We start from the raw sequence: 14,246 nt of genomic DNA, 5'->3' as shown, positions 1-14,246 counted from the left end.
TTAGCGCGAGTCCAGGTAGTCCAAGACCGCGTCGGCAGCGACCTGCGGCTGCTCGATCTGGAGGAAGTGTCCCGCCGCCGGCAGGGTCAGCACCCGGCTTCCCTCCGGCAGCACCGTGACGATCTTCTCGGCGTAGCCGGCCATCATCGCGCCGTCCTGCGCTCCCTGCAGATGCAGAATCGGCACCTGCGGCATCTCGAAGCGCCACTTGTGCAGCTCGGCGTATCGCGACGCCGGCCGACCGGGCCGGGCCAGCGCGCGGTAGTAGCCGACAGCTGCGCGGCGGTGCGCCGGACTCGGCAGCGCGGCCAGCGCCTCGTCGCGCTCGGACTCGGTCGGGTAGCCGGGTGGTCCCCAGTCGCGCCACAGCCTGGGAATGACGCGGGGCAGCAGCCGTTCAGGCAACCCGGGGAGCTGGAAGAACATGATGTACCAGCTGTTGCGCAGCTGGCGCGGCATCATCTTCAGCTGCCGGCCGACGGAGCCGCGGGTCTGGTTCAGCGCCCCGACCGGGGGCACCGCCATCGAAACGTGGACAGCGAACGGAGAGTCCGGATACGCGGCGAGGGCGTTGCTGGTGAACGCACCCCAGTCGTGACCGATCACGACCGCGTCGGCGGGCGCTCCGAGCTCGCGGTACACCGCCAGCACGTCGTACATCAGCGCACCGATGTGGTAGTCACCGTCGGGAGCGGGCCCGGTCGGTGCGTATCCCCGGGAGAAGGGTGCGACCACCCGCAGACCCCGCTCGGCCAATATCGGCGCCATCGTGCGCCACCCCCACGCGCTGTCGGGGAACCCGTGCAGGCACAGCACCAGCCGGCCGTCGGCGGGTCCCCAGGACAGCGCGGTGACGTCGAGGTGGGGCAGCCTCAGCACCAGGGTCTGTGGATCGGTCATCGGGCCCGGCCATCGAGCACCCGGATGTTGTGGGCGATGTCCTGGCTCTCCACCTCGCGGATCCACCGCACCAGACCGTTGATGGTGTCGGTGGGGTGCAGATAGTACGAGCCGAGCACACCGGCCCAGGAGTCGTGGACGCCGATGTGATCCCGGCGCCGATCGGACTGCATGTCCAGCTGATTGGCGAACGACCATGCCAGATCCCGGAAGACCCGCAACACCTGGTTGAGGATTCGGTCCTCACACAACAGGATCCGGCGGATCACCTTCACTCTCCCCGAAAGTTCGCCGAGGGTGTCCAGGAACAGCGTCACCTCACCGGCCAGCAGGTCGTTGATCCGGTTGAAGTCGTCTCTCATCGAGCGCAGGCCGGTGTCCTGCGCCGCCATCATCGCGGCGATTCCGAGGTCCAGGTTCACGTGCGAATTCACCGCTGTGAGCATGTGCTGCAGCATGATCGGCTGGTCCGGTGTCTCGTACTCGTGGCCGTCGAAACACCACTGCCAGACGTGGGTGGGGGCTTCGTAGTCCCTGGGATGGAAGTACGCGTTGAGCGCATCGAAGTAGCGCTGCGCGAAGATGATGTCGAAGCGGGTCATCCGGGCGTTGTCGTCGAAATAATCGCCGGCGGCGATCTTGTCACGGATGGCCAGGGTCGCCCGCTTGTAGACCGTGGCGAAGTAGCCGATGCCGTTCTCGGCCTCGATCGACCAGTCGATGACGGCATCGAAGTTCGCAATGACGTCGTCGACGGAGTTCGCGCGACGGAGTTCGGGCAGCTTCCATCTGGGAAGGTCGGACGGCTCGGTCATCGATCGACTGGCCCCCCGGAGCGCCGGAAGCGCTCCAGGACAGCCTCGCCGAACTGGGTCAGGACGCCCCCGTCCGGTGCGTCGGCGTGGTCCCGGCTGCCATCCGACGGCAACGACGCGATGATCTCGTGGGTCCGCTCGTCGGCCAGCGCCGTGGCACCGACCACGGCGGTCAGCAGCGCCTTCACGCCGGGGACCGCCAGGGGCTCCGGTTCGGCGAGGGCCTGCTCCACCGTGACGCACAGCTCAGCCAACGCGGCCTCCGAGTCGGCCAGGACCGCACGTCTCCAATCCGAGTCCTCGGCTGCGGTGTCGTCCATACGCCCCGTCATACCACGGACCTCTCTGGCGGACGTGGCAGACCGGTGAACGTTCGTCGTTGCGGTTGTCTTGCGGTTGTCACCGTTTTTGCTGCCTGTCATGATGCTTCGATGTCGACCGGCGCGGGAGCCCGTTCACCCGAGCGACAGGCGGTCGCCGATTTCCTGGACTCCGTCGCCACGGGTCCGGCGGCCCTCGTCCTGGAGGGCGAAGCCGGGATCGGCAAGACCACCCTGTGGTCAGAAGCCGTTACGAGCTGCGCGGAGAAAGGGATCCGGGTGCTCTGCGCCCGGGTCGGTCAGGCCGAATCGGTGCTCGCCTACGCGGCGGTGGCCGATCTGCTCACCGACGTCGACCCCGCGGTGATCGAGTCGTTGCCGGCTCTGCAGCGCCTCGCGATGGACCGCGTCCTGCTCAGAGCCGACGGCGAGGGTCCGGCGACCGATCAGCGGGTGACCGCGGCGGCGTTCGGCGTCGTCGTCGAGGAGCTCGCCGAACGCGCCCCCGTCGTCATCGCCATCGACGACGTGCAGTGGCTCGATGCGTCGAGCAAGTCCGTGATCGCCTTCGTCGCGCGCCGGCTCAGGGGCCCCATCGGCATCCTGGCGACCGAGCGCTGCGACCCTGACCAGGGAACCACGTCGTCGTGGCTGCAGCTCGGTGTCGCAGCGGCGACAGCCCGGACCCGGCTGCGTCCGCTGAGCCTCGGCGGTCTGCACGGCCTGATCCTGACCCGGCTCGGACACGCTCTACCTCGCGCGACGATGGTTCGCATCAGCGAGATCTCCGGCGGCAACCCGTTCTACGCTCTCGAGCTCGCACGCGCGCTCGACGGGCAGAAACTCAGCCCCGAGCCTGGGCTCCCGCAGACACTGGCCGAGCTGGTGCGGGCCCGGATCGGGCGTCTCGACGGCGACGTCCGCAATCTGTTGCTGGCGGTGGCCTCGGTCGCCGCTCCCACCGTGGACCTGCTGGCCCGCGTCAACACCACCACCACCGACCACATCGTCGAGCTGCTCGAAACCGTGGAGACCGACGGGATCATCACGATCAACGGGAACCAGGTGAGATTCACCCATCCGCTGCTGGCGCGTGGGGTGTACTCCGACGCCACCCCTGCCGGCCGGCGGGTGATCCACCGTGCGCTCGCCGCCGTCGAGACACAGCCCGAGCTCAAGGCACGCCACCTCGCGTTGGCCGGCACGTCCGCCGACGACACCACCCTGAGCACGCTCGACGCTGCGGCCGATGCCGCACGGCAACGGGGTGCCCCGGCGGCCGCGGCCGAGCTGCTGGAGCTGGCGATCCACTTGGGCGGCGACAAACCGCTGCGCCGGGTCCGCGCGGCCGGTGATCACTTCCGGGCCGGTGACACCGCCAGGGCGCAGGCATTGCTCGATGCGTGCCTCGGCGATCTGCGTCCGGGCTGGCTGCGCGCGATCGCGCTGAACCTGCGCGCGGCGGTCCACATCTACGACAACCGCTTCACCGAAGCGATCGCGCTGCTGAACCGTGCTGCCGAGGACGCCCGGGACACGCCGCCGATCCTGGTGCAGACACTGATGTCCCTGTCGCTGGCCCGCGGCATGGGATCTCACTCCGACGGTGCCGACTCGGCCGACTGGGTGGAGGAGATGGTCGGCACCGCTCGGCGGGCGGTGACGCTGGCCGAGGAACTCGGTGACCCGTCGATGACGTCGCAGGCGCTGACGATGTGGGTGCACACCAGGTTCATCCACGGTTACGGCGTGGACGAGGACAGTCTGGCGCGTGCGGTCGCGCTGGAATGTGTCGACGACGACGTGCCGACGGCCTTCAGCGCCGGCGTCATCCAGGCGATGGTGTCGGCGTGGACAGGAGACCTCGCCGTGGCCCGCAAGCAGTTGTCGGCGGTCCGTCAACGCTGTCTGCAGCGAGGCGACGACCGCAACATGATGGGAGTTGCCGCCTACCACGCCCTGATCGACATGTGGAGCGGAAACCTCGGTGAGGCAATGAGTTCCGCGCAGGAGTCGGTTGAACGCGCGCAACAACTCGGTGGCAGCCACGTCGAGGTGATCCCGCTGACCGTCAGAGCAGCGGTTGCGGCCTACCAGGGCGACGAGTCCGCCGCGCGCGCGGACTGTGCCGCGGTGATGCAGGCGGTGGCGGAATCCGGCGCGGCGCGGATGGCCGACTGGCCCCGGATGACCCTGGGATTTCTCGACGTCTCGCGCGGCGACTACGCCGAAGCGGCGTCGACGCTGCAGCCGTTGGTCGACCGCCTACCTCAGGTTCCGGGAATCGAGCTGATGCACGGCTGGTTCCTTCCCGACGCCGCCGAAGCCATGGTGGCACTCGGCCGCCTGGACGACGCCGACGACGTGATCACGCTGCTGGAGACGCACGGCCGGCGGTTCGACCGCGCCTGGATGCTGGCCACCGGTGCCAGGTGCCGGGCAATGCTGTTGGCTGCGAACGGATCTCTCGACGAGGCGCTCGCCAAGGCCGAGGAGGCGATGGCCGAGCACGAGCGGCTGCCGATGCCGTTCGAGCGATCCCGCTCCGAGCTGTTCCTGGGTCAGGTGCAGCGGCGCAGACGCTCCAAAGACTCCGCCGGACGGACGCTGCGGGCCGCGCTCGAGAGTTTCGAGGCGATGGGGTCGACGCTGTGGGCGCAGCGGGCTCGCGCCGAACTGGCCCGTACCAACGCCGGTCGCAGTGCCGAATCCCCGCTGACGCCGTCCGAGCAGCGCGTCGCCGAACTGGCTGCGTCCGGTCTGCGGAACCGCGACATCGCCGCGAAGTTGTTCATCAGCCTCAAGACGGTGGAACACAATCTGAGCCGGGTGTACCTGAAACTCGGCATCCGGACCCGCGCCGAGTTGGGGCGGCGGCTGGACCGACTGCGTTAGCGGCGGCCCGGATTCAGCGCGAACGGGGCTCAGCGAGAAGCGCGCCTTTTCCGCGCACCCGAAGAGTGGCCAGGCGTGCCCGGGCCAACGGGCCGGTGGGTTTCAGGTCACCGGTGGCGGTCAGCCGGAACGGTGGTTCGGCGGTCTTGCGACCGAGCCGGAACAGCACCCGGTCCAGTTGGCGGAACGGCCACAGGATCCGCGGCTCGGCAAGATCGTGGATCGTGCACCGGGAACGGGACGAGTTCGTGGCATCGAGGATTCCGTTGACCGCAGCGCGGGCGGCTTCGTTGGCCGCCTCCATCGTCGCGAGATCGGTGTTGGTGCGGACGAAGTCGGCTGCCAGGAAGAGGTTCGGGATGGCGGTGACCGCGTCGGGCCGGTGGGCCCACGAGGACTTCACGTTGATCAGCAGCGGCTCGGCGTTGGTCGCCTTGCCCGGGTTGGGGAACTCGATGGCAGGGTCGAGAAACCACGACAGCACGTTCGATTCGTCCAGCCGGCCGTCATCGATGTGCCGGACCAGCTGAGCCCATACCTCCTGCCGGATCTCCTCCTTCGTGCACGCGGAGGCGACCTTCCCGGTCACGGGGCCGGGCACGTCCCAGGCTGAGACGTCCACCGAGAGGATGCCCTCGACCCGGCCGTCACCGCGCTGCGTCAGATCGATGTCGGGCCAGAACTGCTTCTGTGAGATCGCGGTCAGCGCCCACTCGGAGTCGATGAAGATCGCGTGGCCGTGCTCGAGGGGCTCGTCGGTGTCCAGGTAGAACATCAGCCCGTTCATCCAGGCGTACTCCAGGTGGCGGATGAGCCCGAGCCGAGGGTCTGCCGACCGCATCGACCGCGAGACGAGGTCGCAGAACCTCTCCACGGGCAGCGCGGCGATGTAGTGGTCCGCCTCGATGTACCGGTCACCGTCTGGAGCCACGACGGTGACACCGGTGATGAGTCCCGCTTCGCAGTGGATTCCGGCGACGGTGCACTCGGGTTGCAGCGTGACGCCCAGGCGTTCGAGGTGCTCCAGCCAAGGGTCGATCCAGACCTCGCTGGTCGGCCCGTCGAGGACGTTGTCGAGGCGGCCGTCGAGGCGCAACATGTCGTAGATCAGTTGGCACAGAATGGTTCCGCCGGTTCGCGCGGACATCTCCTCGGCTTTGGCGGCCACCAGGGTGCGCGTCATCCCGGTGGCGAGGAACTTCTTGTACGCATCGGACTTGTGCTCTGCCTCGACGAAGTCCCACCAGCTCATCGACTCGAACTCGGCGAGCCGCCGCGCGTCACACGACGTCATCATCGTCAGAACACGGTCGACGAAGACCGCCAGCTCATCGAGCGGGATACCGACCTGCGTCGTCAGGTCACGAAGGAAGCGCAGCCCGTCCGCGAACTCGGTGAGCGATCCTGGAACCTTGATCGGGGAGACGAGCTCGCTGCGTCCGTCGCCCTGGGCCATCAGGATCTCGCTGCACGGCGTCAGGTGGTGATAGACGGTCCCCTTGGCGCCGGGAATGCGTTTCATGGTGTCGGTGACGTGGCGGTAGAAGCCTGGGAAGAACCGGAATCCGTGCTCGGCAGGCAGATCGGCGCGGCCATCGGTCCCCGATCCCGGGACCGGCATGGAGCGGGCCTTGCCTCCGAAGACGTCACGAGCCTCGTACACCGTCACCGCGAACCCGCGTTCGGCGAGTTCGTGGGCTGCGCTCAGACCCCCGACGCCGCCACCGAGTATCGCCACCGTCGTCATGGACCGACCCTAGCGACCCAAGCGCCTATGTCAGAGGTGAGCCTGTCCGGCGGCAGCGAGGCACGGCCGCACACGTCGCTGATGGCCAGTGCCGATGCCGCCGTGAACAACCCGTAGACCACCTCGTCGGAAGGGACCGCGAGCACCACGACCAGCCGGACCGTCGCGTCGGCTCCCGGCGTCCCCCCGGTCGCCGACCGCAGCGCCGCCACCATCGCGGCGACTGCTTCGTCGGTGAGGTCTCCCCGGTACCACTCGGCCAGGTAGCCCGGCTCAAGACCACTCACGCCCATACCCGGCGAGGCTAGGCCGGACTCCGACCGCAGGAATCGGGGATTACCCCCGCATCAGCGGGCCATCCTCAGGCATCACGGCGATTGACCGCGACGACGGCCGCCACGAACACGGCGGCGACGATCACGACGAAATAGCCCAGCGATCCGCCCGGGCCCCAGTGCATCGCGTAGCTGGGGAACAGCCACTGCACGTCCAGGAACTCGAAGACGTTGGCGAACGGTAGGTACGGCCCGATCTGTGGGCCCCTTCCCGGAAGGTTGCCCAGCAGTGGCTCGACCAGAAGCGGCCACAGCAGCAGCACGGTGACCGCGCCTGCGGTGTGCCTCAGCAGCGCCGCGACCCCGACCCCGAGCACCGCCGCCAAAGCCGCGTAGAGCGCGACGGCGACAGTGGTGCGCCACGCCGCCGCGTCGACGTCGACGCCGGCCACCAGGACCGACCCGAGAACCATGAGTGCGGCAACCACACCCGAGAACACCGCCGCCACAACAGCTTTGGCGACAAGCACCAGCGTCCGTCCCGGGCTGGCCAGGAACGTGGTGCGCACCATCCCGGTGCGATACTCCCCCGTCACCGTCATCGCTGCGACCACCATCAGCACCGGCACCCCGAACACCGCGACGCCCATCGCCGCGGTCGGCGCCGTCAGCCGTTCGTGGTCGTAGGCCGCGGCGGCCTGCAGCGCGGCGATGCCCAGGCTCAGCACGACCACCGCCGCGGTCGACCACAGCGGTGACCGCACCGTGGTCAGCTTGATCCGCTCGGCGTTGATCACCGCGGCCATCGTGGTCAGCTGGGCCATGGGCGGCCCCCTCGGTAGTCGGTGGCATCGTCCGTCGACGACAGGTAGGCCTGCTCGAGCGAGACCTGCTCGGCGCGCAGTTCGTGCAGCGTGATCGAGTGCCGGGCGGCCAGTTCCCCGACGGCGTCGGTGGTGGCCTCGTGCACCGCCAACGCCTCCGGCTCGGCTGTCACGCTCAGCCCGGAGGCGGACAGGACCTCGCGCAGCCTGCCCAGCTGTGGGCTGCGCACCCACACGGTGGCCCGCCCGGAGCTGCCGATGAACTCGGTCACCGTGGTGGAGGCGATCAGCTTGCCTCTGCCGATGACGACCAGCCGGTCGGCGGTGTTCGCCATCTCGGAGAGCAGGTGGCTGGACACCAGGACGGTGCGGCCCTCACCCGCGAGCGTGCGCATCAGGGTGCGAACCCAGTGGATGCCCTCCGGGTCCAGGCCGTTCACCGGTTCGTCGAACAGCAGCACCGGCGGGTCGCCGATCAGTGCGGCAGCGATTCCCAGTCGCTGGCTCATGCCCAGCGAGAGCGTGCCCGCCCTGGCGCCCGCGACGGCGGTCAGACCGACCATGTCCAGTACCTCGTCGATGCGCCCGGCCGGGATGCGGTTCGTCGCCGCGATCCAGCGCAGGTGATTGCGCACCGACCGGTTCGGGTGCACCTGCCGGGCGTCCAGCAGCGCACCCACGCTGCGCAACGGCTCGGTGAGCTGCCGGTAGGCCTTGCCACCGATCGTGGCGGTCCCCGACGTCGGGTGGTCGAGCCCGAGGATGATCCGCATGGTGGTGGTCTTCCCGGCGCCGTTGGGGCCCAGGAATCCGGTCACCACACCGGGCTCGATGGTGCACGTCAGATCGTCGACGGCGCGGGTGGCTCCGTAGGTCTTGGTCAGCGAGGACAGTTTGATCATGGACCGGCGGCGACCACCATCTCGGCGACCGCACGCATCCCCTCGGCGTTCGGGTGCAGCGGCGCCGGGCGGCGCGGCACCGGCCAGCCGAACCGGGTGGTCCACGGCCGGCCCGACCACGCGTGGTGCTCCCGGCTCGCCTCGGCGGCACCCACCACACCACACCCGGTCTGCGCTGCCGCGTCGGCCGTCAGCCGCTCCAGGGTGGCTGCCACCCGCCGGCCCAGCGCAACATCGGCCTCACGCAGCGGGGGCGCCGCCACGCCGGGGGGCGGCAGCAGCGTGAGGTAGTCCACGAACAGCACGGTCGCGTGCGGCGCACGGCGGCGCAACGTCCGTCCGACCTCCACCAGAGACTCGCCGACCTCCGCGAGGGCCCGGTCTCGCGCTGCGGGGTCGAGGAGTTCGCGCAACCGCGCACCCACGAACGGGACCGACCGTGCGAATCGGGGCAGCCCCGCCGCAAACAGCATCGGGACGTAGCCGGCGTCGTTTCCGCCGATGGTCACCGTCACCAGCGCCTCGGTGCCGTCGAGCGCGTCCACCTGCGGCGGCACCCCGCGTTGGGATTCGATGAGGACGTGCGCGGTGGTCGCCCCCGAGTAGGTGACGTCGACGAGGTCGAGACCCAGTGAGCGCGCGACGAGGTGCGGATAGTTGGCCGCAGACCGTCCGGCGGCCCGCGGCGAACGCGCCTCCCGCGGCTGGATGCCGGGCCCGGCGGCCATCGAACTACCCAGCGCCACATAGCGTTCTGCGCTCATCACAGCCCGGGACTGGAGGCCTGTGCCCAGAACCGCTTCGGGATCCGACCCGCCCGGCGGGCCAGGTAACCGCCCTTGACCGCGGCCGCCATCGCCGCCGCCATCGCGGCCGGATCAGCGGCCCGGGTGACGGCGCTGGCCAGCAGCACGGCGTCACAGCCGAGTTCCATCGCCAGTGCGGCATCGCTCGCGGTGCCGATGCCCGCGTCGAGAATCACCGGCACCGAGGCCTGTTCGACGATCATCTCGATGCTGTGCGGGTTGGCGATGCCCAACCCGGTGCCGATCGGCGACCCGAGCGGCATCACCGCGGCGCAGCCGGTGTCCTCGAGGCGGCGGGCCAACACCGGGTCGTCGTTGGTGTAGGGCAGCACCACGAACCCGTCGTCGACCAGTTGCTCTGCGGCCCTGATCAATTCGACACCGTCGGGCAGCAGTGTCCGCTCGTCGGCGATGACCTCGAGTTTCACCCAGTTCGTCTGGAGGGCTTCGCGCGCCAACTGCGCGGTCATCACCGCTTCGGCCGCACCGCGGCAGCCCGCCGTGTTGGGCAACGGGGTGACCCCGATCCGCGCCAGCAGTTCGAGCACACCGGTGCGGCCGTCGGCGTCGACCCGGCGCATCGCCACCGTGGTGAGCTCGGTCTCCGAGGCGATCAACGCGTCCTCGAGCACCGCGAGGTTGGCCGCCCCGCCGGTCCCGAGGATCAACCGCGAGCCGAATTCGCGGCCCGCGATGCTCAACTTGCCCGATCCGATTCCCACTGCCGTCTCAGCCACCCTGCACCGCCGTCACCACTTCCACCTTCGCGCCGTCGTTGAGCGCAATGTTCCACTGCGACCGTGGAATCACCGACCAGTCGTCGTACTTCCCGTCGCTGCGCTCGCCTCGAACTGCCACCGCGATGCCCTTCTCCGGGAATCCGAGCGATTCCAGCAGTCCTGCCACTGTCATCTGATCGTCGATCTCCACGGTCTCATCATTGACCACGACCTTCATCGCGCCACCTCGAGTTCGTCGGTGTCCGGTAGCGGCGCACCGCGCAGCTCCGCGGCGATCGCCTCGGCCGTCCACGGGGCCAGCAGGAACCCGGAGCGGCCGTGCCCCGCCGCCACCAGGGTGCGCTCGTCGAGCCTGCCGACGAGCGGAAGGTTGTCGGCGGTCATCGGCCGTAGCCCGGCGGCGCACTCGGCGAACTCGTACTCACCGAGCGCGGGCACCACCGCGCAGGCATCGTCGAGCAGTTCCCGCACGCCGGCCACCGCGGGGGCGGTGTCGCGGCCGTGTTCGTACTGCGTCGCGCCGACCACCACACCGTCGGCCCTGGGCACCAGATACACCTGGCGGCCATGCACCCGCGCGCGGATCACCCGCTGGGGCACCGGCACACATCCGCGACGCCACCGCAGCCGCAGCACCTCGCCCTTGACCGGGCGGACCGGCAGCCCGGGCCACAGCGCGGGCGCGTCGATCCCGTTGGCGATGACGACGGTGTCCGCGTCGAGGTGGGCGAGATCGTCCACCGGTGGCGCCCACTGCACGCCGAGCCGTTCGCAGTGCGCGGCGAGCGCGTCGACGACGGCCCGGTTGTCCACCGCCAGCTCGGTGTCAGCGGCGAATCCGTGCCGAATGCCTTGGGCGAGAAGCGGTTCGATGTCGCGTGCGGAGTTCGTCAGCGTGACGGGATGGCCCTGACCGGACAACCACTCGCCGACCGTCCGCAGATCTGCGGCGTCGGCGCGGTCGACCGCGACGACCAGCGACTGGCGCGCGGTCACCACCTCGGGCGGCAGTCCGTCCAGAAATCCCCGATGCCACAGCTCGAGCGACTCCAGGCCGAGCCGGAGCAGCCGTTCCTCACCGGGCCAACCCTCGCTGTGCGGCGCGAGCATCCCGCCGGCGACCCAGGAGGCGCCGCGTTGTTCGGCCCGGTGCACCCGGGTCTGCCAGCCGTCCTGGGCGGCGCGGCGGGCGACCGCCAGCCCGATGACGCCGCCGCCGACGACGGCCAGTGTCCTGGCGGTCCTGCGGGTTGTCGGCATCTTCTCCTCCCTTCGCCGGCATGATCCGGATCAGGTGCGACGGTAAGAGCGGCGCGCTCACTCTCAGTCCCCGTACCCGGGACTCCCGTGTGGTCGGTTACCAGCCTACGTCGGTACGCGGTTAGCGTTTCGCAGTGTGAGTGACTCCTCGCCGCGCACCAGGCTGCTGTCCTCGTCGCTGTACCTGTGCACCGACGCCCGCCGCGAACGCGGTGACCTTGCGGAGTTCGCCGAGGCGGCACTGGCCGGCGGGGTCGACATCATCCAGCTCAGGGACAAGGGCTCCCCCGGTGAGCAGCGGTTCGGGCCGCTGGAGGCCCAGCAGGAGATCGAGGCACTGGCGACGATCGCCGATGCGGCGCGGCGCCACGGCGCGTTGCTCGCCGCCAACGACCGCGCCGACATCGCGTTGGCGGCCGGTGCGGACATCCTGCATCTGGGCCAGGACGACCTGCCGCTCCCGGTTGCGCGGACCATCGTCGGGGACACCGCCGTGGGTCGCTCGACCCACGACGTCGACCAGGTGCGAGCCGCGATGGCCGAAGATGTCGACTACTTCTGCGTCGGACCGTGCTGGCCGACCCCCACCAAGCCGGGACGCCCCGCGCCGGGATTGGACCTGGTCCGCGCCGCCCGCGCCCTCGAGGACGCGACCGGCACCGACAAGCCGTGGTTCGCCATCGGCGGCATCGACGCCGCCCGGGTGCCGGACGTGCTGGCCGCCGGGGCGCGCCGCATCGTCGTGGTGCGCGCGATCACGGCCGCCGACGACCCGAAGGCGGCTGCCGAGCAGCTCAGGGGACTGCTCAGCTCTCGCGGATGACCGTCAGCGGGATCGAAGCGGCGAGGCTGCGCAGCCGTTCCCAGCTCGCGGCGAAACCCGGGTGCAGGGGCAGATCGGTCACCTCGTCCTCGGCCACCCAGCGCAGTTCGGCGCTCTCCCGGTTGGGGACGGTGTCGAGGAGCTCTTCGGCGTCGGCGATGACGGTGGTGTACGACCACCCCGACACCTCGGCCGTCACCACCGTGGTGCGCACGGTCAGCTGATCGGCGGGAAGCCCGGCCTCTTCGTGTGCTTCGCGCATCGCGGCCTGTTCGGGTGTCTCGTGGCTGTCGCGGGCGCCGCCGGGCAGCCCCCAGGTTCCCCCCTGGTGACTCCACGGCGCCCGATGCTGGAGCAGCACCGCCGCCGAGCCGTCAGGCCGGGGTGCCCGCAACAACAGTCCCGCCGCACCGTGCCTGCCCCAGTAAGCCGCACCATTGGCCGACACCACCCAGCCGTCACCGTCCCCGCGCACGCGTTCAGGATAGGGAACCGCCGTCCTCGAATGCACACAGTTCGCACGGCTTGCTCTTAGACTTCTTTTATAGAGTTTGGGTGAAGTCGATACGAAAGCCAGAGAGATCGAGACCAAGATGAGGTCCGCGCAACCGTGACTGTGGAGTTGGCGCATCCCTCGACCGAACCTCTTGCGTCGCGGTCACCGACAACGCCGTCGCATCCACGGTGGTGGTTCCTGTGGACGACACCCGGCCGCATCCTGAGTATCGGATTCGTGTTGGCCGCACTGGTGATCGGCAGCGCGTTCGCGACGTCGACGACGATCAACAACCGGCAGCAGGCGTTGACCACCGTTCTCGATCACACCGAGCCGTTGTCGTTCGCCGCCGGACAGCTCTACACCACGTTGTCGGTCGCCGACGCCGCGGCGGCCACCGCGTTCATCGCCGGCGTCGAACCGCGCGCGGTGCGGCAGCGCTACGAGCAGGCGATCACCGACGCCGCGGTGGCGGCGACGCGGGCATCGAGCGGGCTCACCGATGAGCCTATGGTGCAGTTGCTCGGCCGCATCAACGCCCGACTGGCGGTGTACACCGGGCTGGTCGAGACCGCGCGCACCAACAATCGGGCGGGCAACCCGGTCGGTTCGTCGTATCTGTCCGAAGCGTCGTCGATGATGCAGCAGCAGATCCTGCCCGATGCCCAACGGCTCTACGAGGAGACCTCGGCGCGGGTGGACGCCGAGACCACCGCCTCGACCGAGATCCCCGGCCCGGTGATCCTGGTAGTGGTGGCGACACTGCTGTTCGGGGTGTTCGCCAACCGGTGGCTGGCCAAGCGCACCCGAAGACGGGTCAACATCGGGTTCGTCGCCGGCGGGCTGGCGGTGCTGATCATGTTGATCTGGGTGGGTACCGCGCTGGTGATCTCGACGTCGGACAGCCGAAGCGCCAAGGACACCGCGGCCGAGTCGCTCAAGACCGTCACCAACCTGGCGATCACCGCCCAGCAGGCCCGCGCCGACGAGACCCTGTCGCTGATCCGCCGCGGCGACGAGAACATCCGCAAGCAGTCGTACTACCAGCGGATCGAGGCGATGCAGGAGCAGTTGGCCCGATACATGGCGCGGGACGACGCGATCGACAAGACCGACCTCACCGACGCCGATGAACTGCTCGACCGGTGGCGTGCCGCCGACGATCGGATCACCGCGTACATCGCGGTCGGCAACTACCAGGCGGCGACGCAGGTCGCGCTGGGGGGCGGCGAGGACGACGCGACGCCCGCGTTCGACAAGCTCGACGAGGCGTTGACCAAGGGCATCGAGCAGAGCCGCAACCAGTTGCGCGGCGACATCGTCAATGCCCGCCGGGTGCTCTCGGGCGCCACGGTCGGTGCCGCCGCGCTCAGCGTCGCGGCGGCCATCGCCGTGGCGTTGGGAATCTGGCCGAGACTGAGCGAGTATCGGTAGCGGGGGCAC

The 14,246-nt window shown here is 69.6% G+C and carries 15 protein-coding genes and 1 riboswitch; of the genes, 3 read left to right on the top strand and 12 right to left on the bottom strand.

Features of this window, described 5'->3' with window-relative positions:
- Genes BEMPMBAN_RS09275 through BEMPMBAN_RS09265 form a run of 3 tightly spaced genes read right to left on the bottom strand, consistent with a single transcriptional unit; the run spans nt 1 to nt 2,047 of the window.
- Nucleotides 1–900: an alpha/beta fold hydrolase gene (locus tag BEMPMBAN_RS09275; protein ID WP_159230071.1), complete on the bottom strand. Its 900-nt coding sequence runs from the start codon at nt 898–900 to the stop codon at nt 1–3.
- Nucleotides 897–1,715, bottom strand: coding sequence for a DUF5995 family protein (locus tag BEMPMBAN_RS09270; protein WP_159230070.1), 819 nt, complete (start codon nt 1,713–1,715; stop codon nt 897–899). The genes BEMPMBAN_RS09275 and BEMPMBAN_RS09270 overlap by 4 nt, the downstream gene beginning before the upstream one ends.
- Nucleotides 1,712–2,047 (bottom strand): hypothetical protein, encoded by a 336-nt coding sequence (locus BEMPMBAN_RS09265; protein ID WP_159230069.1) that lies wholly within the window; start codon nt 2,045–2,047, stop codon nt 1,712–1,714. Before BEMPMBAN_RS09265 ends, BEMPMBAN_RS09270 begins: the two co-directional genes overlap by 4 nt.
- Before the next feature lie 99 nt (nt 2,048–2,146).
- Between BEMPMBAN_RS09265 and BEMPMBAN_RS09260 the strand changes: the two genes are divergently transcribed.
- Entirely contained in the window at nt 2,147–4,930 is a 2,784-nt protein-coding gene (locus BEMPMBAN_RS09260; protein ID WP_159230068.1) for a helix-turn-helix transcriptional regulator, read from the top strand.
- Between the two features lie 13 nt (nt 4,931–4,943).
- Here BEMPMBAN_RS09260 and BEMPMBAN_RS09255 read toward each other — a convergent pair whose 3' ends face one another.
- From BEMPMBAN_RS09255 to thiO, 8 genes are all read right to left on the bottom strand, one after another.
- A complete protein-coding gene (locus BEMPMBAN_RS09255) occupies nt 4,944–6,677 on the bottom strand; it encodes a hydroxysqualene dehydroxylase (protein ID WP_159230067.1) in 1,734 nt (577 codons plus the stop codon).
- The gene (locus BEMPMBAN_RS09250; protein ID WP_159230066.1) at nt 6,674–6,970 is read right to left on the bottom strand and encodes a hypothetical protein; all 297 of its coding nucleotides are present in this window, start codon (nt 6,968–6,970) and stop codon (nt 6,674–6,676) included. Before BEMPMBAN_RS09250 ends, BEMPMBAN_RS09255 begins: the two co-directional genes overlap by 4 nt.
- Before the next feature lie 68 nt (nt 6,971–7,038).
- Nucleotides 7,039–7,776 (bottom strand): ABC transporter permease, encoded by a 738-nt coding sequence (locus BEMPMBAN_RS09245; RefSeq protein ID WP_234897380.1) that lies wholly within the window; start codon nt 7,774–7,776, stop codon nt 7,039–7,041.
- A complete protein-coding gene (locus tag BEMPMBAN_RS09240; protein WP_159230065.1) occupies nt 7,764–8,678 on the bottom strand; it encodes an ABC transporter ATP-binding protein in 915 nt (304 codons plus the stop codon). Before BEMPMBAN_RS09240 ends, BEMPMBAN_RS09245 begins: the two co-directional genes overlap by 13 nt.
- A complete protein-coding gene (locus tag BEMPMBAN_RS09235; RefSeq protein WP_234897379.1) occupies nt 8,675–9,442 on the bottom strand; it encodes an SGNH/GDSL hydrolase family protein in 768 nt (255 codons plus the stop codon). The genes BEMPMBAN_RS09240 and BEMPMBAN_RS09235 overlap by 4 nt, the downstream gene beginning before the upstream one ends.
- Entirely contained in the window at nt 9,442–10,200 is a 759-nt protein-coding gene (thiG, locus tag BEMPMBAN_RS09230) for a thiazole synthase (RefSeq protein WP_159230317.1), read from the bottom strand. The genes BEMPMBAN_RS09235 and thiG overlap by 1 nt, the downstream gene beginning before the upstream one ends.
- A 13-nt stretch (nt 10,201–10,213) precedes the next feature.
- On the bottom strand, nt 10,214–10,441 hold the full coding sequence (gene thiS / locus BEMPMBAN_RS09225) for a sulfur carrier protein ThiS (protein WP_159230064.1): 228 nt from the start codon (nt 10,439–10,441) through the stop codon (nt 10,214–10,216).
- On the bottom strand, nt 10,438–11,484 hold the full coding sequence (gene thiO / locus BEMPMBAN_RS09220; RefSeq protein WP_159230063.1) for a glycine oxidase ThiO: 1,047 nt from the start codon (nt 11,482–11,484) through the stop codon (nt 10,438–10,440). Before thiO ends, thiS begins: the two co-directional genes overlap by 4 nt.
- A riboswitch (TPP riboswitch) is annotated at nt 11,475–11,583 on the bottom strand. It overlaps the preceding gene by 10 nt.
- A 37-nt stretch (nt 11,584–11,620) precedes the next feature.
- On the opposite strand from thiO, the gene thiE reads away from it, so the two are divergent.
- Nucleotides 11,621–12,307, top strand: a complete 687-nt coding sequence (thiE, locus tag BEMPMBAN_RS09215) for a thiamine phosphate synthase (RefSeq protein WP_159230062.1) — start codon at nt 11,621–11,623, stop codon at nt 12,305–12,307.
- On the opposite strand, the gene BEMPMBAN_RS09210 is transcribed toward thiE, so the two are convergent.
- Nucleotides 12,291–12,782 carry an NUDIX hydrolase gene (locus BEMPMBAN_RS09210; RefSeq protein WP_200845925.1) on the bottom strand — a complete coding sequence of 164 codons (492 nt, stop codon included), beginning with the start codon at nt 12,780–12,782 and terminating at the stop codon, nt 12,291–12,293. The two genes, thiE and BEMPMBAN_RS09210, sit on opposite strands and share 17 nt — an antisense overlap.
- A 135-nt stretch (nt 12,783–12,917) precedes the next feature.
- On the opposite strand from BEMPMBAN_RS09210, the gene glnX reads away from it, so the two are divergent.
- A complete protein-coding gene (gene glnX, locus BEMPMBAN_RS09205) occupies nt 12,918–14,237 on the top strand; it encodes a protein kinase G-activating protein GlnX (RefSeq protein ID WP_159230060.1) in 1,320 nt (439 codons plus the stop codon).
- The last annotated feature ends 9 nt before the right edge of the window (nt 14,238–14,246 follow it).

The organism is Mycolicibacterium austroafricanum, from assembly GCF_902705885.1.
GTDB lineage: Bacteria > Actinomycetota > Actinomycetes > Mycobacteriales > Mycobacteriaceae > Mycobacterium > Mycobacterium vanbaalenii_A.
The sequence above is the reverse complement of the archived record's forward strand: the minus strand, read 5'-3'. Positions and strand labels throughout refer to the sequence as shown.